Origin of the sequence: Roseovarius sp. SK2, assembly GCF_028807495.1 — a bacterium.
GTDB lineage: Bacteria > Pseudomonadota > Alphaproteobacteria > Rhodobacterales > Rhodobacteraceae > Roseovarius > Roseovarius confluentis.
In genome coordinates, this window is sequence record NZ_JARAMK010000003.1 from 211019 (window position 1) to 234285 (window position 23267).

The following is a 23267-nucleotide window of genomic DNA, read 5'->3' on the forward strand; positions in this document are numbered from 1 at the left end:
ACAGGAAGGATTGATTGAGATGAGCGGTCTGAAAACTCTCATGGACTCGACTGAAAAACTTCTGGCGGCGGCCTGCGTCCTGGCTTTTGCGGTAATGCTGGGGCTGGGGGTGCTGACTGTGTGGTACCGGTTCGTCATTCAGGACTCGCTTTCTTTTCCTGACGAGCTGATCCGGTATCTGTTCGTCTGGCTGGTCGCGTTGGGCACGGCCATCGGGTTGCGACGCAATATACACGCGGCCATCGGGGTGTTTGTGCAGCGCCTTCCGGCGCCCTTGATGCGCGGTGCACTTGTGTTCTCGTCGCTATGTGTGATCGGTTTCCTTGCGGTTGTTTTTTACACCGGCTGGCATGCGGCAGAGAGCGCCGCGAGCCAGATATCACCGGCGATGCAGATCCCGCTGATCTGGCTTTTCGCCGCGGCCCCGGCAGGAGCGGCCTTCGGCATCCTGTTCACGCTCGAACAGCTTGTAAAACAGGCAACCCTGCCCTTGGCCGACCTGTCGGCCGACGATCACTGACGCCGTCCCGCGGACGATCCAGGTAAAGGACCAGATCATGATTATCGCATCCATATTCGTAACGCTGGTCGTGTTGATGGCGCTGCGGGTGCCGATCGCGGTGGCACTCGGTCTGGCGACCGTGGCGGGCCTTCTGGTCAGCGGCATCAACCTAGAGATCGTCGCGCTCAAGATCGTGGGATCGAACGACTCTTTCCCCTTGCTGGCGATTCCCTTCTTCATCCTTGCCGGCGAGGTCATGTCCACCGGGGGCATGTCGCGGAGGCTGGTGAATTTTGCGCAGTCGCTGGTCGGTCACATGAGCGGCGGGCTGGGCGCGGTAGCGATCTTGGCATCGAGCTTCTTTGCTGCGCTGTCGGGCTCGAACGCGGCTACGGTCGCGGCCATCGGGGGCGTAATGAACGACCCGATGACGGAGAAAGGCTATCGCCCTGCCTTCATCGCGGCAACGATTGCCGCAGCGGGCGTGACGGGGATGATTATTCCACCGTCGATCCTGCTGATCCTTTACGGTGTGGTCACGGGCGTATCGATTTCCGACCTGTTCCTGGCCGGATTCCTGCCGGGGGTGCTGATCTGTATCAGCATGCTGATCCTGAACTACCTGATGACCAAGCGCGAAACGCAGATCGAGAAGGTTTCTTTCGAGGGCGGCGGGGCAGTGCTGGCGTCGTTCAAATCCGCCTTCTGGCCATTGATGATGCCGGTCATCATCTTGACCGGGATCTACGGCGGCGTTTTTACCCCGACCGAAGCCGCCATCGTGGCAGTGGCCTATGGGCTTGTCGTTGGCCTGGCCTTTCGCGAGTTGAAGGTGAAGGCGCTTTACAACGCGTTCTTCAAGGCGGTGCTGTCGTCGTCGGTCGTGATGTTCATCATGAACAGCGCGCATGTCTTTGCATGGTTGCTGACCATTAACCAGATCCCGCAGGGGATCTCGCAGTACCTTGCGGAGACCGCGAGCACGCAAGTCATCTATATCCTTTTCGTCAATATCTTCCTGCTGGTGGTGGGTTGCATGATGAACGCCGCCGCGGCGATCGTGATATTTACCTCAATTCTTTACCCGGCTGCGATGACCTTCGGGATTGATCCGCTGGTGTTCGGCATCATCATGGTGGTGAACCTGTCCATCGGGACCGTCACGCCGCCGTTGGGTGTCGACCTTTTCATAGCCTCGGCGATAACCGACGTGAAGATCGAGGATATCGTCCGCAATGTCTGGCCATTCATTTTGGTGCTGATCTTCGACTTGATGTTGATCAGTTATTACCCCCCCCTCTCGACCTTCCTTGTCGAGACCTTTGGCTAGATCGACGCCTCCCAAGCTCAACAGAACGAAAAGCAAAGGACGTAATCCATGTCTGCGACTGACTCTGCCACACCCTGGACCGACATGAACAGCGGGGTCGTGCGCGACGCGATTCCCCTCGATCAGCTCGGAGCCGCGTCAATCACACCTGACGGAGATTTCGAAGCAGGCTCCTACGCGTCCTTTACCCTGACTTACACGGCCGGGCTCTACGGTATCGACGACTCCGGCAGTCTGCGAATCTGTTTCCGGTTTGCATCGGACCAGAGCAATCCGCAGTTCGACGACCCGAAGGGGGCGAACTACACTGTGGTGGAGGCGTCAAATGGCGCTGTGCTGCAGGTCAGATGGGACCCCAAGGCCAATGTGCGTCCGTGGGACCGCACGCTCTGGATCAAGGTGGTCAAGGGGTACCTGACCGAAGGCGAAACCATTACCGTGCGGTTTGGTGTGACCGATCACGGTGGCCCGGGGATGCGGTTGCAGACCTTCTGCGAGGACACGTTCGAGTTTCGCGTGTTGGCCGACCCGATCGCGACGTTCAATTTCCAGCCTCTACCGGTGCAGCCGATGATCGCGATCGTGCCTGGTGCGCCGGAACGGTATGTCGCCGTGCTTCCGACCCGGCGGCGCGTGGGGCAGGCATTTGCGTTGAAAATGAAGGGCGAGGATGCATGGGGCAACCCGTCCGACAAGTGCGATACGACGCTGACCATCGAGGCGGACGGCCAGATAGAAGGCCTGCCCGAAACGGTCAAAATGGAACGTGGCCAGCGGGCGACAGTGATCGACGGGCTGTCGGTAACCAATCCGGGCCGCGTTTCGGTCCGCCTGAAAGACGCGGAAGGCTCGGTGGTGGCCGAGACGAACCCTCTGCTGATCGAGGACACCGACCTGATCCATTTCTGGGGCGACATGCACGGCCAATCCGAGGAAACCATCGGCACGGGTTCGGCCGACCAGTATTTCAGCTTTGCCCGCGACTTGGCCTTTGTCGATGCCTGCGGGCATCAGGGCAACGACTTCCAGATCACGGATGCGTTCTGGTCTGAGCTTAATCGCCTAACCGCTACCTATGATCAGCCCGGCACCTACGTGGCGCTGCCGGGATACGAGTGGTCGGGGAACACGTCGCTCGGAGGGGACCGCAACGTCTATTTTCCGACTGACAACCGGACGATCCGACGCTCGTCCCACGCCCTGATCGAGGGCGGCGACGTAAACGGTTCGGACGCACTTACCTGCGAAGCACTGTTCGCGGACCTTGCCGACGCCGGTGAGTGGGACGTGGTGATGTATGCCCATTGTGGCGGCCGTTACGCGGACATCTCTGTTGCGCATGACGGGCGTTTCGAGCGGTCGGTCGAGGTGCATTCGTCGTGGGGTACGTTCGAGTGGATTCTGCATGACGCCTTCCGGCTGGGATATCGCGTGGGGGTCGTCACCAATTCTGACGGACACAAAGGAAGGCCGGGCGCCTCTTATCCCGGTGCCGGCAAGTTTGGAGCGATTGGCGGGTTGTCCTGTTTTCTGATGGACAAACTGGACCGCGAGACTTTGTTGGACTGCCAGCGCAAGCGTCATCACTACGGAACTACAGGTGGCGCAAACGGGCGAATGATTGTGGATCTTGAAGGCCGATTCACGGAAAATGGTCTGCTCTATCACGATGATCCATCGCTGTTTGAGAATGCTGAAGGGACCGTAGCGGATCGCGCGATGATGGGTGATATCGTGCACCTGCCTTCGGGCGAGATGGAACTGTTCGTTTCAATCGAAACAACGGCGCCAATTGAACGGGTCGACATCTTCAACGGTCTGGAACTCGCTGAGACGGTCCGGCCTTATGGCAAAGACGACCTAGGCCGTCGTATCCGGGTTCATTGGGAAGGGGCAGAGTATCGCGGGCGTTTCCGCGAGGTTATCTGGGATGGTTCAGCCGATGTCTCCGGCAACGCGGTCACCGATGCAACGCCACTAAATTTCCTGAACCGGGACAAGTCATTGGGAGTCGATGGAAATAGCTTGTCCTGGAAGGCTCTGACCACGGGGAACTACGGCGGATTTGACATATCGCTCGCCGACGAGGATTCGGGCAGCCTGAAGTTGCAGACGCCGCTGGTGTCCTTCGAACAGAAGATTGCCGAGATCGGATTGGAAGACACGATATATGACGTATCGGGCGAACTTCCGCGCTTCGTGAAAGTGTTCCGCCTGCCGGATGAAAATTCCCACCGCGCGCTGAGCTTCGCCCGCAAGATCATGCTGAAAGACGATGGGGACAATCCAATCTATATCCGTCTCACGCAGGAAGACGGCACCCGTGCCTGGACCAGTCCAATCTATGTTTACAGGTAGTTGGCGGATTGCAGGTGAGATCGATGCCACAAGGCGCAGCAGACCGGAAGCAAGAAATCAGCCAAGTTTGGCGGCGGAAAATCTTGTCCAGCGTTCTCATCCCGCCTGCGAAGATCTGTGCATGGACATCGCATACCAAAAGTAAACGCAAACAGCCTGAAAGGTGCTGAGACTACAACGCAAAGCTTATTGTTTTGGCCAATGGCAAACTCCACGGGGCGCAATCATGAAATCGACATCGGCGCGCGATAAAGACTCTATCCTTCCTCTCATCGAGTATGCAGCAACGTTTGAAAGCAGAAATGTACCCGAAGCCGTTTTGAAACATACGGCGGACCTCTTTACCGACACCATGGGGTGCATTCTTGCAGGCAGTAGCGCCAGAGGGATCAATGAATTACGGGAAACATTGGCCTTCTGGGGAGGAAGTGGCCACGCCACCGTTTTTTCGTTCGGGGAAAAAACCAGCCCTCTCTCTGCAGCGCTGATCAACTCGGCAATGGGTCACGCCAACGATTTCGATGATACACACGATGGTGCTGTGAACCACGGCTGTGTCACCCTGGTTCCCGCACTTCTGGCTACGTGTGAAGTTTTGAAATCTCCAGAAAGCTTCGGCAAGCCGAGCTGGGTTCGTTCCAGAAAAATCAGCGGCCGAGAGTTTATTGCAGCGCTGGCCATAGGCTTGGACATCTCCAATCGGCTAGGCATGGCCTTTATCCGCCACCTTCATGTGGGCTGGCTTCCGACAACCCTATGGGGGCCATTCGCCTGCGCCGGTGCATGTGGACGATTGTTGAAACTTGACCGAGATTCAATGTCGAACGCGTTCGGCTTGGCGTACTCTCAAATTCATGCAAACAGACAGGGTTTGGTTGACGGAGTTCTGGCCAAGAGAATCCAACCCGGCTTCAGCTCTTCGGCCGGTGTTCAATCAGCATTCCTTGCTGCCGGTGGCATCACAGGAGCGAAGAATATCGTAGACGGTCAGTTTGGATTGCGAGAATTGTATGCGAACGGCCAATGTGACCCGACGCACTTGCTCGACCGCATAGGCCTCGATTTTGAGACCGCGAATGTCAGTGTGAAGCCATACCCCTGCTGCCGTTGCTCCCATCCAGTTATCGATGCGGCCCTCCATCTGAGCGCCAAGCATGGCTTCAAATGGCAAGATATCGAAAGTGGGACGATTTTCTTACCGCCTCAATCGATGGGCCAGATCGGTCACACCTTCGTCATTCGAGATAACCCCACAGTAGATGCTCAGTTCAGTGCGCAATACACGGCTGCACTGGCTTTCACGAAGGGTTGGCCGAAAATTGATGATTTCGAAAGGATTAAGGTGCTGGAAAGAAAAGATATTACCGGTCTGGCCAAAAGGTTTTCGGTGGAAGAGTTTGAAATGGACGCCGCCAGCGTTGTTCCCGTTGAAATGGAAATTGTGCTTAAAAGCGGAAGTAGTTTCCAAACGCGGATTGCAGAGACAAAAGGCAGTCCGGGCAACCCTCTCACGGAAGAAGAGCTGAACTTCAAGTTTCGCGACTGTCTATTTCAGTCTGAAAAAAGTTTTTCCAGTGCGGATTGCGATAGGATTCTGAGCTGTCTCAACAAAATCCTCGAATTCGACGACATCACTGATGTAATCGAGTTGTTTTGACGGGACTTTTGCATTCACCCGAAGAGTGTAAGTGCAGGCCCTCGTGTCACCAGAAGTTATGCGGCGGCGTTGAAGAAGCCGCCGATGAAGGCAACTTCGCCAATACCGCCTGTTTGCTTGTGATGGATTTAGCCAAGTTTGATGGTCCGGATTGTTGCTATTCCGCTTAGCGTCGCTTTGTCAGCTCAGGCCCGAACTTCTGAACCCAGCGATACACTTTCGATCGATCAACTGTGATGCCGCATGCTCAACCTCAAAAGTCTGAGCTTGGTAAAACCGTTTTTTTATGCATCACTTCCCATAACTGGTCGGCTTGTCAAAATCCGGATCTCAGTTTCCTCGCCAGGGTCTTAGTTAATCGTGCCGGTCAATCCTTCTGGTTGACCTGTAACAACGAACGTTAACCTGTTGGGATTAAGGCGTTCACGGGCGACCCGATTGATCTCCTCCAACGTGACAGCGTTCACCTTGTCATTGCGGTTGGCGATGTATTCCGTGCCAAGGCCGTCCATCTGCATTCCAACGGCTATGTTGGCGATTGTTCCATTCCCATCAAACCGAAGGGGATAGGCGCCCGTGAGATAGGTCTTGGCGTCTTCAAGTTCCTCTTCAGTGACGCCGTTCTCGCGCAAGCGCTTCCATTCGGCGGTGATGACTTCAACCGCCTCGGCCACACGGTCATTGGCGGACGCGACGCTGCCCATCCAGACCTGGGCATCATCCCGATCTGCGAGATAGGAATAGACGCCATAGGTCAGCCCCCTTTTTTCCCGGACTTCGGTCATCAGCCGGCTTTCAAAACCGCCGCCACCAAGAATGTGATTCAGGATGAAAGCCGCAAAGAAATCGGGGTCTTCCCGTTCCAGGCCGGGTTGGCCAAAGAGAGCGATAGACTGCGGGGTATCGTAATCCACCACCTTTATGCCACCTGGCAGGTTGAGCGTGGCGTCGTCGGGCAGCGGCGCGCCGGTTTCGGGCAGATCCGACAAGAGCTTATCGAGCAGCGCCGACAGTTCCTCGCTGGTGATGTCGCCCACGGCACTGACATAGAGCCGATCGCGTGCCATGGTTGACGCGTGTGCTTCAACAATGTCGCTACGGGTCAGTGCAGATACGGTTTCAACAGTTCCATTTTCATCGCTGCCATAAGGATGGTCGCCGTAGACGAGTGAGGAAAAACTGTTGCCAGCAATTTCCTGAGGGTCCTTCGCATCCGACTGGATAATCGAGATGATCTGCGCGCGAACCCGCTCTATCGCTTCCTCGTCGAAGCGCGGATTGATGAGGGTATCGCGCAAAAGCGCCATCGAGGCTTCGCGATTTTCGGTCAGAAACCGGACTGACACCCCTAGCGAGTCGGGTCCCGCGTCATAGGAAAACGAGGTGGCCAACGTTTCGGTTGCACGGGAGAACGCCCGAGCGTCCAGGTCTCCGGCACCTTCCTCGAGAAGACCGGTCATCAGGTTGACGGCGCCACGTTTACCCGGCGCATCCAGCGACGTACCCCCGCGAAAGCGCAATTCGAGAGCGACGAAGGGAATCGAATGATCTTCGACCAACCACGCGTCGATACCGCCCGGTGTGGTAATCTCCTTGATATCTACTTCGGCGCTGGCCGGGAGCCCGGCCAGCAGAACGACAGCAGACAAGATGATTGCGGCAAGGCGGTTCATTGGGTCACCTCCTCTGCAGAAATGTAGCCGGTGACGGAATTGTTGTCCTGAGCGAACAGGTCACGTGCGGCTTTCATCACGTCCTCTTCCGTTACGGCCTGAAGGATATCGGGCCAAGACTGAATATCTTCGACCGTCAGCCCCTGAGTCAGGCCGCGACCATAGAGGTTGGCCAAGGAGCCGACATCGTCGCGCGCATAGATTTGCGCTGCGCGGATGCTGGTCTTGATCCGCTCGAGGCGTTCCGCGTTGAAGCCGTCTTCAAGAAAGGTGGTGATCACATCATCCATTGCCTGCTCGGCTTGTTCGAGGGTGAAGCCGGGTGCGGGTACGACCGTAAGATTGAACGTCGTGTCATCCAGCGCCGTGCCGCCGTAGTACGCTCCGGTATAGACAGCCGTGCGTGTGTCGAATTGGAGCTTCTCGTTAAGGATCGAGGTGGTGCCGTCGCCCAATACGTCGGCCAGGATGGTCAGGGCCGCCGCGGTCTTTTGGTCGCCAGAATCCCGCTCGGGAGCCAAGTAGGACCGTTGAAGGTATGGTTGCGCAACGCGAGCGTCCTGAAAGAGTATCCGTCGCTCGGCCAATTGGCGCGGCTCCTGCGGGCGGTTTCGTTCGGGCAGCGTCGGATTGGCCGGGATGGGTTCATAGTATTCCTGGGCAAGGTCGCGCACTTCGTCGGGCGTTACGTCTCCTGCAACAACAAGGATGGCGTTGTTGGGGGCGTAGTAGGTCTTGTAATAGTCCAGCGCGTCGGCAAGCGACAGATCAACCATCTCGTGCTGCCAGCCGATAATCGGAACGCCATAGCGGTGGTTGAGGTACTGTGCTGCGCCTTGCTGCTCACGGAACAGGGCGGATGGATTGTTTTCGATCCGTTGGTTGCGCTCTTCGATGATGACATCGCGCTCTGTCAGGATGTCTTCCTCGTCGAGCTGGAGGTTGACCATGCGGTCACTTTCCATCTTCATCATAAGCTCAAGCCGGTCGGCGGCCACGCGCTGAAAATAGGCGGTATAGTCATAGCTCGTAAACGCGTTGTCGGAACCCCCGTTGCGGGCAACGGTGGAAGAGAACTCTCCCGGTGCCATGTTCTTGGTTCCCTTGAACAGGAGATGCTCGAGAAAATGCGCCACGCCCGAGACCCCCGGGTTCTCATCAGCGGAGCCTGCGCGGTACCAAACCATGTGCATCACGACAGGTGCGCGGTGGTCCTCGATGACGACGACATCCATGCCGTTTTTCAGTGAAAACGTGGTGACCATGTCATCAGCTGCGGCCGATGCGGCAGACATAACGAAAAGGCACACGCCGGATAGCCAATTGCGCATGGGGGACTCCCTTAAAGAATGCGAACACATTGCAGGGTAGATACGCCGCCCACGAGACGATTCAACAGTTCTGACCTTGTTGTGAGCGGTCGGCTGGTGTCAGCGCCTTGTACCAGCCGGCGGATATGAGGGTGTGGGAACCCCGATCCGGCGCAAGCGAGTCGCCTCGGCGCTCGAATCCAGCCACTGGCGCTTATACGCGAGGTTATAGTCATCATTCCTGCCGATATTCAGGATGTTGACACGACCGCGCTGGCGGCGGATCTCGACATCCTCGCGCGCGAGGGTCTGGCGGATGCCCGGCACGACGCCGAAGCGGTTGGCATAGTTCACGAGGCCACCGTCGGCGCGTCCGATCCCGGTGTTGGCCAGCGCAGCGGGATTGCCGCCAAGCGCGGCCACGCTGTCACCGCGCGGTGTGGGGTCGGTGATGTTGGTGCCGCCAGGCGTGGGTGCGGGCAAGGCGCGATAGCTATCAGGAGCCTGGAGGGGCTTTCCGGGGACGATGTTGAACTCTTCGGGTCCGTTGCCCGTGTTCTTGATCCGCGAAAGCGTGATGTCCCTGTCACGACCACCACAGGCGGAGACCGCCATCGCGAGGGTCAAGACCAAAATCGCCGGAAGTTTCATTGCCCACTCCTGCTCCGTTCCGTCAGACTTACCCTATTCGCTCCGGAACGTCACGCCGCCTTTTTACCGTCCGAGCTGAAGATTACCATGCCAAAGGCACCAATGAAAACCGCGATATCGGCTACGTTGAACGAGGTCGGGTTAGTGAAGCCGCAACATGACATGTTCAGGAAGTCCGCAACGGCGCCGTAGATAAGGCGGTCGATGACGTTGCCGAGAGCCCCCCCCACCAAAAGACCTGCCGAAATCTGCTGCCAGCGGCCATGCGGGTCGGTCCAGACCCACCACAAAACCGCCCCTACAATCACCAGAGCGACCACAATCCAGATCCAGGGGCTGGCCCCGGCGAAGGCGCCGAAGTTGATGCCGGTGTTCCAGGCCATTTCGAGGTTCAGATAGGGCGGCAGGACCTCGATCGAGCGCACTGTCTTGAGGTCCAGGATCTGGACGATCCAGTATTTAGTGATCTGATCGAGTACGAAAATGATACCCGCGACCCACGCAAGCGTGCGCATACTGCTCTCCTTCAAGGCCCGCTTGCATGTGCCGGCCGCTTATCGTTTCGGTTCTTAGTGCCGGAAATGGCGCATGCCGGTCAAGACCATGGCGAGCCCGGCCTCGTCGGCGGCGGCGATCACCTCGTCGTCACGCATAGAACCGCCCGGTTGGATTACTGCGGTCGCGCCGGCCTCGGCGGCTGTCAGCAAGCCGTCGGGAAAGGGAAAGAACGCGTCGGACGCCACCACGCTGCCCTGGGTGAGCGGCGCGGAGAGACCCAGCTCCGCAGCCATATCCTGCGATTTGCGGGCGGCGATGCGGCAACTGTCGACGCGGCTCATCTGGCCCGCGCCGACGCCCACGGTCGCGCCATCCTTGACGTAGACGATGGCGTTGGATTTCACGTGCTTGGCGACCTTCCAGGCGAACAGCATGTCAGCCATTTCCTGGTCCGACGGCGCGCGCTTGGTCACAACCTTGAGGTCGTCCGCCGACACCTGCCCGCTGTCCTTGTCCTGCATGAGGTAGCCGCCCGAGACCTGCTTGAGCATCAACGCGGCCTGGGCCGGGTCGGCAAGGCCATCGGTGGTGAGCAGGCGTAGGTTTTTCTTCGTGGCGAAAACAGCCCTGGCGTCGTCGTCGGCGCCAGGCGCGATCACCACTTCGGTGAAGATGCCGGCAATCTCTTCAGCGGTGGCGCCATCAAGCGGCTGGTTCAGCGCGATGATGCCGCCGAAGGCTGAAGTGCGGTCGCAGTCAAAGGCGCGCATGTAAGCCTCTTTCAGCGTGCTGGCGCGGGCCACGCCGCAGGGGTTGGCGTGTTTGATGATGGCGCAGGCGGGGCCGTCGACGGGGGCGAACTCGCTGACCAGCTCAAACGCTGCGTCGGTGTCGTTGATGTTGTTGTAGCTGAGTTCCTTGCCCTGCACCTGTTGTGCCGTCGCGACGCCGGGACGGGCGGAGCCGTCGGTGTAGAACGCCGCACTTTGATGCGGGTTCTCGCCATAGCGCAGGGTTTGCGCCAGCTGTCCGGCCACGGCGCGGCGGCGCGGAGCGGTCTCGTTCAGGGCTCCGGCCATCCAGCCCGAGACGGCGGCATCATACGCGCCGGTGCGCGCATAGGCGTTGAGCGCCAGTTTTTGGCGGAAAGCATAGGTTGTCTGACCATCATGGGTGTCCAGCTCGGCCAGCAGGGCCTTGTAATCCTGAACATCCACGACGACGTTGACGAAGGCGTGGTTCTTGGCCGCCGCGCGGATCATGGCCGGGCCACCGATGTCGATATTCTCGATGCAGGTGTCATAGTCGGCGCCCTTGGCGACGGTTTCCTCGAACGGGTAGAGGTTCACCACCAGCAGGTCGATGAGGCCGATACCGTGCTCGTCCATCGATGCCCGGTGGTCGTCATTGTCGCGCAGCGCCAGAAGCCCGCCATGCACCATCGGGTGGAGCGTCTTGACGCGTCCGTCCATCATTTCTGGAAAGCCCGTCACTTCGGCCACATCTTTTACGTCGAGTCCCGCGTCGCGCAGCGTTTTGGCGCTGCCGCCGGTGGACAGCAACTCCACATCGCGTTTGACTAGCGCATGGCCCAAATCGACCAGACCGGTCTTGTCGGAAACGGAAAGCAGCGCGCGGCGCAGGGGGGCGAGATCGGTCATTGGGCAACCTGTCCTTGTGGCAGTCTATGGGTATCGTTCAACTGAGCGCCACTGGTTTTCGTCCGTCTTCTGCCAGATCGCGCACGCCGATCGGAGAGTCCTGCGGTTTGGCCAGTGACCACCTTGTGCGCGTCGCATACTCCATTGCGCGGCCGGATAGAACGATTTGTTTGGTCGCACGTGGCTTCAGCCTGCCGGATTCCAGATAAACGCTTGATTCTACGGACAGGCTGGTGCTGCCATCACCTCGGAAGATCCATATTTCACCGCTTTTCAACGCCATCGAGACGGCAGTTCCACCCATATCGACAGAGACATCGACATCGGGATGCAGGTGAAACCGGATGTCAAACGGAACGCCCCTTAGCTTCATCGCATCGATGGCACGATCAAAAAGCTTTTTGTCTGAGTCCTCCAAGGCAAGAAGCATATCCTCGCCCGCGATGCCGCGTCCGTCAAATGTCATTTCCAGCTTGCGCACGTGTGTAAGTCCGTACCCCCGGACATAACCGTCGTGACCGCCTTCGAATGTCAGGCCATCCGGCGCGTGGTTCACCCTGATCGGAACGTCCCGGGGGCCTTCGACCAGATAGTCCTGCTTTTGCGGTCCCTTCCCGAGGCGGCTGCTGGATTGGCCGTTAAGCACAAGGGTCGAATGTGACGGCGTGGCCCGTCCGGCGCGACGCCAGGCAGCACCGAAAGTGGCACCGCTACCGCAATTCACGATCAACGGCCGCCGCCCTGCCGTCAATTCAAACGCGAGCGTGGAGGCATGCGCGCTGGCAGACGCCTTCGCTTGGGGTGGAACGGCGGCGTCGATGATCAGGGAGCTGCGCCCCGCGCTGAGCCGAGCAAACCCCATGGACAGGCCGTTTGCATGGCGCCCTTTTATCTGGCTTGCCGCAAGCGCGGCATCGAGCCGACCGTCAATTCCCCGCCCTCCGCCGTGAAAGCAGGCAAGCCCGCCGTCGGCATGGCGAAGGGTGCGCAGCGTGGGGCTGATGCGTTCGATGGCCGTCCAGTGCGCGGGCAAGGGGTTTTGCCCGGCCTCGGTCAAGGTTTCGGCGGCCCAGGTCAGCAGCGTGAAGACTTCTAGCAGTTCTTCAGGGTTTCGGGTAGGCAGACCACCCTGTTCATCAATCTGACGCGCGCACTCACGGGCCAAGGCGACCGACGCCGGGACTACATTCGCCGATAACCCCTCAAGGGAAAGGCCGGCGTAGACAAGGCCGGTCAGAGCCTCGAACCGGGGAAGCCCGGGTGCGGTTGCACGCCAACGCCGCGCAAGGAACTGCGTTTGCTGCGAGAGCGATCGCAAAAATAGATCGGATTGCGCCTGTGTTCGGCCCGACAGCAAAAAGATCGCATGATTGATCCAGCGGATGACGCGCCGCCCTGCAAGATCAGGTGTCCAGCCGGGGCCACGCCCGCGCCCATAAAGTTCGATCCAGCGCCAGAGCCAGTCTTGCGCACAGGAACGTGCCTTGGCATCCCCGGCCGCCGCAAGGTCGTCCAGCCATGTAAATCCATGTACTTCTCGGGAAAAAGCAGTGTCCGGAGGGTGGATATCCCACGGCGACTTTTCGGAGTCCCGCACAAGGGTGCCCGCAAACAGGAAGTTCCCGGCGCAAAGCTGCCGGCCCCGGGCGAAGCTGCCGATGGTACGTGGGTCGGGCTGTGACAGGAATGCAGTTATTCGGCCGCCGAACGTTGCCCGGCGAGCCGCCAGACGATTGAGCAGCCGCGTTACGCGCGGTATATCTTGATCGGGTGTCGACATCGGTTCCCAGCCTCGGCACGCTCTTTTTGGCGCTGTTTGGCAAGTATACTCTGCCCAGCAGCTCAAGTCACGGAGGAACGCGACAGGCTTGCCTAGTCCCGGTGCAGTACCGCGACATAAAACCCGTCCATTCCGCCAAGATCGGGCCAGTAGTCCGGTCGTAGGCGAAGGCCGCCTTCCTCGGTACGCCAGTCAGTCTCGATGCCGGGCAAGTCGAGCGCCGAGCGGTCTGTCTGCAGGCCGGAATGACGGGCAAGCGCGTCCTCGATCTGGACCTCACCTTCGTCCGGCAGAAGCGAGCAGGTGCAGAAGACCAGCCGGCCACCGGGCTTCAGAAGGGTAAGCGCGTGATCGATCATTTTCGCCTGCAATTCGATCAGCGCGCCGAACTCCGAGCCGTCCTTGGCGTAGGGCAGATCGGGATGGCGGCGGATCGTGCCTGTAGCGGAACACGGCGCATCGACAAGGATGGCGTCAAAAGGAGCCTGTTGGTACTCAAGTGCATCGCCAACGACAAGATCGGCGACAAGCTGGGTTCTGCTGAGGTTTTCAGACACGCGTTCCATCCGCTTTTCCGAAATATCCAGCGCAGTGACTTGCGCGCCTGCCGCAGCGAGTTGCAGCGTCTTGCCGCCAGGTGCGGCACAGAGATCGAGAACGCGCTCACCCGCCTTTGGCGTGAGAATACGCGCGGGCATGGCGGCTGCAACGTCCTGCACCCACCAGGCGCCATCCGAAAAACCGGGAAGGGCCGAGACCTGACCCGGGTCCGTCAGTCGCAGTGAACCGCTCGGCAAAACCGCCGCGCCCAGTCGCTCGGCCCATTCGTGAGGGTCTTCGTCTGGTTTCAGTGTCAGGTCTACGGGGGCACCTGCAAACTGCGCATTTTCCATCGCCGCGACCGCACCGTTGCCCCACGCTTGGACGAGTGGCTCGCGCAGCCAACCGGGCATGCGAGGGATGCGCAGGTCTTTCCAAGGCTTGCCGGCGTCGCCCGCCATCTGTCGCAGAATTGCATTTACCAGCCCGCGCAAGCGCTTGTAGCGTGGATTCGTTCCAACGAGCGACACCAGTTCGTCCACCACGCCGTGTGCGTCCCCGCCCATGCAAAGTTCGACCGTGCCGAGGCGGAGGATATTCATTACGTGCAGTTGCGGTGTCTTGCGCAACTGGCGGGCCAACAGACGGTCGGCCCGGTCGATACCGCGCAGCGTGTCGCTGGCCAGACGTAATGCGCGCGCGCGATCCGCAGGTGAAAGGCGCGAGAGCGGAGCGTTGAGCTCAGCCAGAAGGCGGCCTTCCCCCATGACCTTGTCAAGCAGGGCCACGGCGGTACTGCGGGGGGTGGGCGAGGGCATGTCAGTTCCTTGGCCTTTGAACAGAACGGGCCTATATCAGGCGTACCCAGAGGAAGGAAGCCCGGCCATGACAGACGAAAGCAAGGACCTGCCCCCCGAAGCAAAACGCGCCTTGGCAGAGGCCGAGGAACGTCGCAAGGCGGCTGAAGAAATCAATATGCCGACCGAGTTGGGCGGGCGGAAAGGCCCCGAACCAGTGCGCTTCGGGGACTGGGAGAAGAAGGGCATTGCCATCGACTTCTGAGCAATGCCCCGCCTAACACACTAACGCAGGTTTAGATCTGCATACTCTCCGGCGCCTTGGTCAGAGATGAAACGGACCGTGGAACCCTGAACCTTTACCGCCTGGCAGTTTGGACCAAGATTTCTCTGACCCCAGTATAGATCGCGACAGAAATAGCCCGATTTCCATTGCCAAGCACCTGTAACCGGGCGACCAAAAGCCTTTCCCTTGATTTGGCCGGAAGGCGTCACAGTAAGGTTGATACCAAGCCGGGTGAGGTTCCGATCAGCAACGACCGACAAGAATTCAGACTTATTGTCGATCTGGTCGAACTCCTCCGCGATGGCTGGTCCGCTGGCAAACGCAGCGATTAACGCAATAACAGTCAGGCGCATTTTCTGGCTCCCGTAACAAACAATATCTAATACGGGGCACTGGCGGGTCTGGATTAGTTTTCGTTCAACCCCAGTACGTCCAACATGTCGTATTCGCCTGGTTTGCGTCCCTGACCCCACAAAGCGGCCTTCAAGGCACCTCGGGCGAAGACAGCGCGGTCAGAAGCAACGTGACGCAGAATGATGCGTTCGCCCTCTGTCGCGAACATCACGTCATGCTCACCCACGATATCGCCGCCCCGAATGGCGGTGAAGCCGATATGACCGGGCTTGCGAGCGCCCGTAATGCCGTCGCGGCCCCGGTCGGCATTCTGTTCCAGCAATATTCCGCGCCCGTCGGCGGCCGCCTGTCCGAGCATGAGTGCGGTGCCAGAAGGCGCATCGACCTTCTTGTTGTGATGTGCCTCGATCACTTCGATATCGTAATCCTCGTCCAGGGCGGCGGCGACTTTCTTTGTCAGTTGAACGAGCAGGTTGACGCCAAGGCTCATGTTGCCAGCACAAATGATGGTCGCGTGCCGGCCGGCCGCGGAAATCTTTGAAAGATCGTCATTGGCAAGGCCGGTGGTGCCAATGACGTGAACGCATCGGGCCTGCGCTGCCAATGCTGCGAACTCGACCGTGGCTGTAGGCGCCGTGAAATCCAACACGGCATGTGCTTTCGAAATTGTTTCCAGTGGATCGTCTGACACAAAAATGCCCAAAGGCGCACCGCCCATCGCTTCGCCTATGTCTTTACCAATCCAGGCGTGACCGCTTCGTTCCAGCACGCCGATAAGTCGCGCGCGTTCCGAGGCTTGCACCGTCTCAATCAGCATTTGGCCCATGCGGCCGGAGGCGCCCGTCACTACGATACCTGGCAGGTCGGTCATATCATTCTCCGTCTTACTGTTTGCATTCCATAACTCGGTGATCATCGCTTGGCAAAGGCATGCACAAGGCTTAGATGCATTCATATGGCAAAGAACAAGTTCCATGATGGGCCCGGACCGTCGCAGCGGCAATTGCGGGTTGGAGAGTTGATACGCCGGACGCTGGCCGATGTGCTTGCGCGCGGTGATATCCATGACCCCGATCTGAACCGTCTCTCGGTTACGGTGGGCGAGGTGCGCACATCGCCCGATCTGAAGGTGGCGACGGCATATGTTCTGCCTCTTGGCGGTCATGGCAAGTCCGACGTGCTGGAGCTTTTGGGTCGCAACAAGGGCGAGTTGCGCCGAATCATCGGCAAAAAGGTTGGTCTGAAATTCGCACCGGAATTGCGGTTCCGGCTGGATGAAACGTTTGACCAGCTTGATGAGACGCGGCGACTGTTCGCGCAGGACGCCGTACGGCGCGACGTCGAGAACTGAGCCAATGTGGCGCGTGGTGCTTTTGGGGATGACGCTGATAGCCGGGCCGGCTTCGGCCGTCGAGTGCCAGCAGATCAGCTATGACGGTGCGCGTTTTACCACCTGCAAGGTCGACGTGGGCAAAGACAATTTGCGCCTTTTTCTGAATGACCCGATGTCCGGCGACCCGTTGGGCAGCTTTTCCAGCGTGGAGCGCAATGTGCGCGGAGAGGGCGGCGAGCTTTTGTTCGCGATGAACGCGGGAATGTACCATCAGGACCGAAGCCCGGTCGGGTATTATGTCGAGAACGGAAAAGAAACGAAGCCATTGGTGATGCGGGACGGACCAGGGAACTTTGGTCTGTTGCCGAACGGGGTCTTCTGCATCCGGCCAAATCGCACGGACGTGTTCGAAACGCGACGCTTCGACCGGGACAAGCCCGACTGTAGTTTCGCAAGCCAGTCGGGGCCGATGCTGGTGATCGATGGCAAGCTGCATCCACGTTTTCTCAAAAACAGCGACAGCCTATATGTGCGCAATGGCGTGGGCTCTTCTGCCGACGGACGCACGGTATGGTTCGTCATTTCCGAGGACAGGGTGAACTTTCATACCTTTGCCAAGGTTTTTCGCGATCTTCTGAAAACGCCGCAGGCGCTGTATTTTGATGGCAACATCTCGCGGCTTTATGCGCCTCAACTGGGGCGGCATGACGGCGGTTTCCCGATGGGTCCGATCGTAGGCGTTGTCGCTGATTGAGCGCCGCTTGACGAATTGACTTGCACGGGGTGCTGCGATACGCGGCGATCTTTACACAGGCTAAGGCAGGAAGGTCATGGGGCGCAAACGCAAGGGACGCGATATTTCGGGCTGGTTGATCGTGGACAAGCCGTCAGGTGTGACTTCGACCGCAGTGGTCAACAAGGTACGATGGGCGCTTCAGGCCAAGAAGGCTGGCCATGCAGGAACACTGGATCCCGATGCGACAGGTGTGCTTGCGGTGGCGCTGGGCGAGGCGACAAAAACCGTGCCGTTCATCACCGATGCGTTGAAAGCTTATCGATTTCTCGTGCGTTTGGGGCAGGCGACCAACACCGATGACGCGGAGGGTGAGGTTGTTGCCGAAAGCAGCGAACGGCCGAGCGATGAAGATATCAAGAGCGCGCTTTCCCGGTTCGTTGGTGACATCCAGCAGGTGCCGCCAAAATTCTCGGCGGTGAAGATCGATGGTGAAAGGGCCTACAAGCGCGCCCGGGAAGGTGAAGAGTTCGAAGTCTCGGCGCGACCGCTTTGGGTGGAGGAATTACTGCTTACCGACCGGCCGGATGCCGATACGGTCGAGCTGGAAATGATCTGTGGCAAAGGCGGCTACGTGCGGTCCATTGCGCGCGACCTTGGCGAGGCGCTGGGGTGCTACGGGCATGTCGCTAGCCTGCGGCGAATTTGGTCCGGCCCTTTCTGTACTGCGGATGGCGTGACGATGGAACAGGTTGAAGCGATGGCACACGATCCTGCGCTGGACGCCTATTTGCGGCCTTTGGAAGAAGGCCTGAGCGAGCTGCCGCGAGTCAGTTGCAATGAGATGAGCGCAGCCCGGCTAAGGCATGGCAATCCTGCTCCGGTGATTGGTGGCGATGTCGAATATGGTGGTGAATGCTGGGCCGCGCTGAAGGGCCAAGCCGTGGCGGTGGGGCACTTCAAGGGCGGTGACCTGTATCCCAGCCGGGTGTTCAACGTCGCCCCGGTGGCGCAATGAAGCAAGCTGCTCACGATCCTGGTGGCAAGGTGCGCCTTCGCTTGCCAGACGGTGTTGTCGGTGAGGCGCAGTTTTCGGATTGCGGGCGATACCGGCAGTCCCTGACGCGAGACTGGACGCCGAAAGACGCAGACCCTCGCGCGGTGCTGTTTATCGGTATGAATCCATCGGTTGCAGATGAGTCTACCTCGGATCCTACATGTCATCGGGAACTGATGTTCGCACGCGATTGGGGGTTCACCCGCTACCTCAAAGGGAACGTGCTTGACTGGCGGGCAACCTCACCAAAGGATATTCCGCACGATCCCGGTCTCGCGTGCAGCACGGACAACATTCCCGCGCTGGTCGAAATGGCTATGGATGCAGAGATGATTGTTCTGGCCTACGGCAAGCTGCACAATCGGTTTGCGCCGTTGGTGCACGAAGCGCTGTCTGCTGTTGCAGCAACGGGACAGCCGTTGAAATGCTTAGGATTGAACAAGGATGGCTCAGCCAAGCATCCGCTTTACCTGCGGAAGGATACGGCTCTGCAAGAGTTCCCGACGCCGTTTTGAATGGTGGTCGCTTCGAAACGAAAACGGGCGCTTTGTAAAAGCGCCCGTTTCCCGTTCTGACTAAATAGCGTCTTTACTGAGGCTCATCTTCCGGTGCATCCAGCGACAGCGCTACAAAGCGGGGTTCGCCAGCGCGACGTACCAGAAGGAGGATCGACTTGCGGCCCGCTTCGCGTGCATCCTCGATTCGGGCTTCCAGGTCGGATATGCTGGACAGCTTTTGTTGGCCGGCCTCGGTGATGACGTCACCGGCGCGCATGCCTTTCTCGTAGGCTTCCGACAGGTTGTCGATGTCCGACACGACGAGGCCGTTGGCGTTGTCGTCCAGCTCCAGTTGGCTGCGCAGTTCGTCGTCGAGCTGCGACAGTGTGAGGCCAAGAATTTGGGCTTCGGACGGCGCTTCGGTCTCGCCCGGCTGGGCCGCGGGAACGACGCCTTCAGCCGCTTCGCGGCGGCCAAGCGTGACGCGCAGGGTCTGGGTCTTGCCTTCGCGGAAGACCACGACGCGCACAGTCTTGCCCACGGCGGTGTTCCCGACCCGGCGGACCAGCCCGCGGGTATCCTCGACCTCGTAGCCGTCGAACTGCATGATCACGTCGCCCGCTTTCATACCGGCTTCTTCGGCAGGGCCTTCGGGAACGTCCGTCACCAACGCACCGGCGACCTCTTCGAGGCCCATCGCCTCGGCGACGTCGTCGGTGACGTCCTGAATGCGGACGCCGAGCCAGCCGCGGCGGGTTTCACCGAATTCCTGCAGTTGGTCGACCACGCGGGTCACGACGTTGGAGGCCATCGAGAAGCCGATGCCGATCGAGCCACCGTTGGGTGACAGGATCGCGGTATTGACGCCGACGACCTGGCCGTCGAGGTTGAAAAGCGGTCCACCCGAGTTGCCGCGGTTGATGGCGGCGTCGGTCTGGATGTAGTCGTCGTAGGTGCCCGAAAGTTCGCGGTTGCGGGCCGACACGATCCCGGCGGAAACCGAGAAGCCCTGACCGAGGGGGTTGCCCATGGCGATCACCCAATCGCCCACGCGGGCGGTGTCGCTGTCGGCAAAGCTGACGAAGGGCAGCGGTTCGTCCGCATCGACCTTGAGCAGGGCGATGTCGGTCTTGGGGTCGGTTCCGATCACCTCGGCTTCGAGCTCGCGACCCGAGAAGAACTCGATGATGATCTCGTCCGCGGTTTCGATCACGTGGTTGTTGGTGACGATGTAGCCGTCTTCGGAGATGACGAAGCCCGAGCCGAGCGCGGACGTGCGCCGGGGGCGGTTGCCCTCGCCGTTGTTCCGGTCTTGGAAATCGCGGAAGAAGTCCTCGAAGGGCGAGCCTTCGGGAACAATTGGTGACGGGCCGGTGCCCTGGGCTACGACGGTCGAGGTCGTGATGTTCACGACTGCGGGGCTAACCTCCTGCGCGAGGTCGGCAAAACTTTCGGGACGGGCATTGGCGCTGATCGCCTGTGCGATGATCAGGGCCGTTGCCAGCGCCGTGAGCCAGATCGCGCGGATCGCTCCAGGCGGCGTCATGGGTTGAGAGAGAGTTTGTGCTTTCACGCGGGACCACTCCTTGATCAGTATTTGGAATTCCGGGGCCTACCGCGTGCGCGCGCGCAGACCGCTCTGGGCCTTATTTAGGCACGCTCAACGAGAACGCAAAATTCACAACACGATGTCACGCCCATGTGAACGCTTTGTCAACGGTGGTGCAATCACCTTGCGTCACGCGCCTACCATTTTGGCGCACCAGACCAGGATTACGCCGAAGGCAAGTGCCGCGAGGCCGACCAGCCGCCGGTGTTCGTCCGGCAGGGTGCGCAGGGCCGCCAGCATCTGTTCCACAAGCGAAGGGGCCAGTGCGTACACCAGCCCCTCGACAATCAGCACGAGCCCGAAGGCCAGAAAGATCGTTCCGATCAATTTGTGACGTCCTCGTCGCCCGCGTTGTCTTCCGCGGCCTCCTCGGCGGCGCCTTCCCTTTCGGCTTCCGCCTCCTCGGCCTCTTCCGCCTCTTGTTGGGCGGCGTCCTCTTCAAGGCGCTGGCGTTCGCTTTCAGGCAGGTCGGGTGAAATCTCTGTCTCCGGTGCCATATCGCGGAGACGGTCGATGTCGATATCCTCGAGCGCAACCTGGCCCAAGCCATCGGCGCGCACAGCGTCGAACATCTGGCCCAAGAACTCGCTGTTCGGCGAAAAGACCAGCGTGGAGTTTTCCTCGTTCATTGAGCGTTCAAGCGCGGCGAGCGAGCGGTAGAAAGCGAAGAAGTCGGGATTGTTGCCGAAGGCTTCGGCATAGATCCGGTTCCGCTCGGCGTCGGCTTCACCGCGGGTGATCTCGGCCTCGCGTTCGGCGTTCGACACGGTTTCCACCACCGTCCGGTCGGCGGCGGCGCGGACGCGCTGGGCGGCCTCGTTACCGCGGGCGATCTCGTCAGCAGCCTCGCGTTCACGTTCGGCACGCATTCGGGCGAAGGTGGCTTCGAGGTTTTGCTGCGGCAGATTGGTCTGCTTCAGTCGGACGTCGACGATTTCGAGCCCCAACCCGGCCGCGCTGGCGCGGGCCTGTTCAAGAATACGCACGGCAAGTTCGCGCCGTTGCGGCGACAAGATGGTGTCGGATGTCACCTGATCAGCGCCGAGAACCTCGCGGATTTGGGCGTTCAGAACAGAAGCGAGCCGATCTTCGGCAACGCGGGTACCGCCGATGCCGACGGCTTGCCGGAACTGAACCACGTCTGCGATCCGGTAGCGGGTGAAGGCGTCGACCACGAGGCGGCGATCATCAGATGGCGTGACCTCGATCGCGTCGGTATCCAGCGACAGGATGCGGCGGTCATAGCGCACGACCTCTTGGATCACCGGGATCTTTATACCGATGCCCGGCTCTTCGACGACCTTCTTGATCTGGCCGAATTGCAGCACGAGTGCTTTTTCACGTTCGTCCACGATGTAGAGCGAGGACAGGATACCGATGATCGCAACGGCGAGGACGGGAAGTAGCAGAGCGGATTTACGCATCAGTTCGATCCTCCGTTGCCGGTCTGGTTGGAGCGGCGCAACTGGTCAAGGGGCAGGTAGGGCAATACGCCCTCGCCCGAGGCCCCGGTGGATTCGTCGAGCAGGATCTTGTCCATCCTGCCCAGCGTGCGTTCAACGGTTTCGAGGTAGAGGCGGCGCTGCGTCACTTCGGGTGCCTCGTTGAATTCCTGCGCCACGGCGATGAAGCGGCTGGCCTCACCGATCGCTTCGTTCACCACGCGGGCGCGGTAGCCCTCGGCCTGTTCGAGGATCTGCGCGGCCTCACCGCGAGCCTCGGCCAGAACGCGGTTGGCGTAGGCGTCTGCCAGACGTTGTAGGCGGTCACGTTCCTGTTCGGCGGCCTGAACCTCGCGGAAGGCGTCGATCACGTCACTCGGCGGATCGGCGGTGTCGAGGTTGACCCGGACGATGTTGATACCGCTTTCGTACTCGTCGAGCGTCGCTTGGATATTCTCCCGCGCGGTGTCGGCGATGAGACCCCGGTCACGGTTGAGGATCGGTGCGAGGTTGGTGGCCGCGATGATCTCGCGCATGACGGCCTCGGACACGGCCTGTACGGTCAATTGCGGATCGCGGATGTTGAACAGCAGCTTGGCTGGCTCATTGATGTTCCAAACGACTTGGAAGTCGATGTCGACAATATTGGCGTCGGTGGTCAGCATAAGGCCGTCACCGCCTGCGGAGCTGCCGCGTCTGCTGCCGATATTCTCGGTCCGCTCGGAGGTGACATTGACCACTTCCGCGGTGACCAGCGGCCACGGCGCAAAGTTCAGACCGGGATCGCCGGTGGAGTAGTACTTGCCCAGAAAGAGTTCGACCGACTGTTCCTCGGGCTTTACGGTGTAGAAGCTGGCCGCACCCCAGAGCGCCACCGCGATCAGGGCGCCGATCACTATGGTGCCGCGCCCGAAGCCCGGGCCGCCGCCATCGCCGCCGCCGGCACCGTTGCCACGGCCCTTGCCGCCGCGCCCGCCCATCAGCACGCGCAGCTGATCCTGTCCGCGACGGACCAGTTCGTCGATCTCGGGAATCTGCGACCCGCCTTCGGGGGGGTGCCGGTTGTCATTGCCGCGGTTGCCGCGATCGTCGTCGTCGCTCCCGCCGCGGTTGCCACCATTGCCGCCGCCGCCCCAAGGACCGCCAGAATGTCCAGCCATATAATCTCTTCCCTCTATCCTAACGCGCAGAGCGCCATC

General features: G+C 59.9%; 22 protein-coding genes. 9 read left to right on the forward strand and 13 right to left on the reverse strand.

The window, feature by feature from the left end; translation table 11 throughout:
- Positions 1–19: 19 nt before the first annotated feature.
- The 4 genes from PVV74_RS08020 (at position 20) to PVV74_RS08035 (ending at position 5847) form a co-directional block, all read left to right on the forward strand.
- Positions 20–520, forward strand: a complete 501-nt coding sequence (locus PVV74_RS08020) for a TRAP transporter small permease (protein WP_103762708.1) — start codon at positions 20–22, stop codon at positions 518–520.
- A 37-nt stretch (positions 521–557) separates the two neighbouring features.
- Positions 558–1832: a TRAP transporter large permease gene (locus tag PVV74_RS08025; RefSeq protein WP_274592828.1), complete on the forward strand. Its 1275-nt coding sequence runs from the start codon at positions 558–560 to the stop codon at positions 1830–1832.
- A gap of 48 nt (positions 1833–1880) precedes the next feature.
- Positions 1881–4190: a hypothetical protein gene (locus PVV74_RS08030; RefSeq protein ID WP_274592829.1), complete on the forward strand. Its 2310-nt coding sequence runs from the start codon at positions 1881–1883 to the stop codon at positions 4188–4190.
- A gap of 226 nt (positions 4191–4416) precedes the next feature.
- Positions 4417–5847, forward strand: coding sequence for an MmgE/PrpD family protein (locus tag PVV74_RS08035; RefSeq protein WP_274592830.1), 1431 nt, complete (start codon positions 4417–4419; stop codon positions 5845–5847).
- Between the two features lie 350 nt (positions 5848–6197).
- On the opposite strand, the gene PVV74_RS08040 is transcribed toward PVV74_RS08035, so the two are convergent.
- The 7 genes from PVV74_RS08040 to PVV74_RS08070 form a co-directional block, all read right to left on the reverse strand.
- On the reverse strand, positions 6198–7520 hold the full coding sequence (locus tag PVV74_RS08040) for a M16 family metallopeptidase (RefSeq protein ID WP_274592831.1): 1323 nt from the start codon (positions 7518–7520) through the stop codon (positions 6198–6200).
- The gene (locus tag PVV74_RS08045; protein ID WP_103762713.1) at positions 7517–8851 is read right to left on the reverse strand and encodes a M16 family metallopeptidase; all 1335 of its coding nucleotides are present in this window, start codon (positions 8849–8851) and stop codon (positions 7517–7519) included. The genes PVV74_RS08040 and PVV74_RS08045 overlap by 4 nt, the downstream gene beginning before the upstream one ends.
- 99 nt (positions 8852–8950) lie before the next feature.
- Positions 8951–9481, reverse strand: coding sequence for a DUF3035 domain-containing protein (locus PVV74_RS08050; RefSeq protein ID WP_103762714.1), 531 nt, complete (start codon positions 9479–9481; stop codon positions 8951–8953).
- Between the two features lie 50 nt (positions 9482–9531).
- Positions 9532–9996 (reverse strand): signal peptidase II, encoded by a 465-nt coding sequence (gene lspA, locus PVV74_RS08055; RefSeq protein ID WP_274592832.1) that lies wholly within the window; start codon positions 9994–9996, stop codon positions 9532–9534.
- 54 nt (positions 9997–10050) lie between these two features.
- Complete coding sequence (purH, locus tag PVV74_RS08060) at positions 10051–11640, reverse strand: bifunctional phosphoribosylaminoimidazolecarboxamide formyltransferase/IMP cyclohydrolase (protein WP_274592833.1); 1590 nt, start codon at positions 11638–11640, stop codon at positions 10051–10053.
- 37 nt (positions 11641–11677) lie between these two features.
- Entirely contained in the window at positions 11678–13420 is a 1743-nt protein-coding gene (locus PVV74_RS08065; RefSeq protein WP_274592834.1) for a heparinase II/III family protein, read from the reverse strand.
- A 92-nt stretch (positions 13421–13512) separates the two neighbouring features.
- A complete protein-coding gene (locus PVV74_RS08070) occupies positions 13513–14778 on the reverse strand; it encodes an RsmB/NOP family class I SAM-dependent RNA methyltransferase (RefSeq protein WP_274592835.1) in 1266 nt (421 codons plus the stop codon).
- A gap of 67 nt (positions 14779–14845) precedes the next feature.
- Between PVV74_RS08070 and PVV74_RS08075 the strand changes: the two genes are divergently transcribed.
- A complete protein-coding gene (locus tag PVV74_RS08075; protein ID WP_103762719.1) occupies positions 14846–15022 on the forward strand; it encodes a DUF1674 domain-containing protein in 177 nt (58 codons plus the stop codon).
- A 20-nt stretch (positions 15023–15042) separates the two neighbouring features.
- Here the strand turns inward: PVV74_RS08075 and PVV74_RS08080 are convergent, their stop codons facing one another.
- Complete coding sequence (locus PVV74_RS08080; RefSeq protein ID WP_103762720.1) at positions 15043–15396, reverse strand: dihydrodipicolinate reductase; 354 nt, start codon at positions 15394–15396, stop codon at positions 15043–15045.
- Positions 15397–15449: 53 nt separating this feature from the next.
- Positions 15450–16268 (reverse strand): 4-hydroxy-tetrahydrodipicolinate reductase, encoded by an 819-nt coding sequence (gene dapB, locus PVV74_RS08085; RefSeq protein WP_274592836.1) that lies wholly within the window; start codon positions 16266–16268, stop codon positions 15450–15452.
- Between the two features lie 84 nt (positions 16269–16352).
- On the opposite strand from dapB, the gene rbfA reads away from it, so the two are divergent.
- The 4 genes from rbfA to PVV74_RS08105 all read left to right on the forward strand — a co-directional run bounded on the left by rbfA (position 16353) and on the right by PVV74_RS08105 (position 19035).
- Positions 16353–16748, forward strand: a complete 396-nt coding sequence (gene rbfA / locus PVV74_RS08090; protein WP_103762722.1) for a 30S ribosome-binding factor RbfA — start codon at positions 16353–16355, stop codon at positions 16746–16748.
- 4 nt (positions 16749–16752) lie between these two features.
- Positions 16753–17484 carry a phosphodiester glycosidase family protein gene (locus PVV74_RS08095; protein WP_274592963.1) on the forward strand — a complete coding sequence of 244 codons (732 nt, stop codon included), beginning with the start codon at positions 16753–16755 and terminating at the stop codon, positions 17482–17484.
- Positions 17485–17560: 76 nt separating this feature from the next.
- On the forward strand, positions 17561–18481 hold the full coding sequence (gene truB, locus PVV74_RS08100; RefSeq protein ID WP_274592837.1) for a tRNA pseudouridine(55) synthase TruB: 921 nt from the start codon (positions 17561–17563) through the stop codon (positions 18479–18481).
- A complete protein-coding gene (locus PVV74_RS08105) occupies positions 18478–19035 on the forward strand; it encodes a DUF1643 domain-containing protein (RefSeq protein ID WP_103762725.1) in 558 nt (185 codons plus the stop codon). The genes truB and PVV74_RS08105 overlap by 4 nt, the downstream gene beginning before the upstream one ends.
- Before the next feature lie 73 nt (positions 19036–19108).
- Here PVV74_RS08105 and PVV74_RS08110 read toward each other — a convergent pair whose 3' ends face one another.
- From PVV74_RS08110 to hflK, 4 genes are all read right to left on the reverse strand, one after another.
- Positions 19109–20563 (reverse strand): DegQ family serine endoprotease, encoded by a 1455-nt coding sequence (locus tag PVV74_RS08110; protein WP_274592964.1) that lies wholly within the window; start codon positions 20561–20563, stop codon positions 19109–19111.
- 192 nt (positions 20564–20755) lie between these two features.
- A complete protein-coding gene (locus PVV74_RS08115; RefSeq protein WP_274592965.1) occupies positions 20756–20950 on the reverse strand; it encodes a DUF2065 domain-containing protein in 195 nt (64 codons plus the stop codon).
- Entirely contained in the window at positions 20950–22050 is a 1101-nt protein-coding gene (gene hflC, locus PVV74_RS08120; protein WP_103762727.1) for a protease modulator HflC, read from the reverse strand. Before hflC ends, PVV74_RS08115 begins: the two co-directional genes overlap by 1 nt.
- Entirely contained in the window at positions 22050–23228 is a 1179-nt protein-coding gene (gene hflK / locus PVV74_RS08125; RefSeq protein ID WP_274592838.1) for an FtsH protease activity modulator HflK, read from the reverse strand. The genes hflC and hflK overlap by 1 nt, the downstream gene beginning before the upstream one ends.
- Between the last annotated feature and the right edge of the window lie 39 nt (positions 23229–23267).

Excerpts from the sequence above, each read along its gene's own strand:
- purH (WP_274592833.1), bottom strand. The coding sequence starts at position 11,640 with ATGACCGATCTCGCCCCCCTGCGCCGCGCGCTGCTTTCCGTTTCCGAC.
- PVV74_RS08065 (WP_274592834.1), bottom strand. The coding sequence starts at position 13,420 with ATGTCGACACCCGATCAAGATATACCGCGCGTAACGCGGCTGCTCAAT.
- hflC (WP_103762727.1), bottom strand. The coding sequence starts at position 22,050 with ATGCGTAAATCCGCTCTGCTACTTCCCGTCCTCGCCGTTGCGATCATC.
- PVV74_RS08080 (WP_103762720.1), bottom strand. The coding sequence starts at position 15,396 with ATGCGCCTGACTGTTATTGCGTTAATCGCTGCGTTTGCCAGCGGACCA.
- PVV74_RS08095 (WP_274592963.1), top strand. The coding sequence starts at position 16,753 with ATGTGGCGCGTGGTGCTTTTGGGGATGACGCTGATAGCCGGGCCGGCT.
- PVV74_RS08030 (WP_274592829.1), top strand. The coding sequence starts at position 1,881 with ATGTCTGCGACTGACTCTGCCACACCCTGGACCGACATGAACAGCGGG.
- PVV74_RS08110 (WP_274592964.1), bottom strand. The coding sequence starts at position 20,563 with ATGACGCCGCCTGGAGCGATCCGCGCGATCTGGCTCACGGCGCTGGCA.
- PVV74_RS08075 (WP_103762719.1), top strand. The coding sequence starts at position 14,846 with ATGACAGACGAAAGCAAGGACCTGCCCCCCGAAGCAAAACGCGCCTTG.
- PVV74_RS08105 (WP_103762725.1), top strand. The coding sequence starts at position 18,478 with ATGAAGCAAGCTGCTCACGATCCTGGTGGCAAGGTGCGCCTTCGCTTG.
- PVV74_RS08020 (WP_103762708.1), top strand. The coding sequence starts at position 20 with ATGAGCGGTCTGAAAACTCTCATGGACTCGACTGAAAAACTTCTGGCG.
- PVV74_RS08070 (WP_274592835.1), bottom strand. The coding sequence starts at position 14,778 with ATGCCCTCGCCCACCCCCCGCAGTACCGCCGTGGCCCTGCTTGACAAG.
- hflK (WP_274592838.1), bottom strand. The coding sequence starts at position 23,228 with ATGGCTGGACATTCTGGCGGTCCTTGGGGCGGCGGCGGCAATGGTGGC.
- dapB (WP_274592836.1), bottom strand. The coding sequence starts at position 16,268 with ATGACCGACCTGCCAGGTATCGTAGTGACGGGCGCCTCCGGCCGCATG.
- rbfA (WP_103762722.1), top strand. The coding sequence starts at position 16,353 with ATGGCAAAGAACAAGTTCCATGATGGGCCCGGACCGTCGCAGCGGCAA.
- PVV74_RS08050 (WP_103762714.1), bottom strand. The coding sequence starts at position 9,481 with ATGAAACTTCCGGCGATTTTGGTCTTGACCCTCGCGATGGCGGTCTCC.
- PVV74_RS08040 (WP_274592831.1), bottom strand. The coding sequence starts at position 7,520 with ATGAACCGCCTTGCCGCAATCATCTTGTCTGCTGTCGTTCTGCTGGCC.
- PVV74_RS08025 (WP_274592828.1), top strand. The coding sequence starts at position 558 with ATGATTATCGCATCCATATTCGTAACGCTGGTCGTGTTGATGGCGCTG.
- lspA (WP_274592832.1), bottom strand. The coding sequence starts at position 9,996 with ATGCGCACGCTTGCGTGGGTCGCGGGTATCATTTTCGTACTCGATCAG.
- PVV74_RS08045 (WP_103762713.1), bottom strand. The coding sequence starts at position 8,851 with ATGCGCAATTGGCTATCCGGCGTGTGCCTTTTCGTTATGTCTGCCGCA.
- truB (WP_274592837.1), top strand. The coding sequence starts at position 17,561 with ATGGGGCGCAAACGCAAGGGACGCGATATTTCGGGCTGGTTGATCGTG.
- PVV74_RS08035 (WP_274592830.1), top strand. The coding sequence starts at position 4,417 with ATGAAATCGACATCGGCGCGCGATAAAGACTCTATCCTTCCTCTCATC.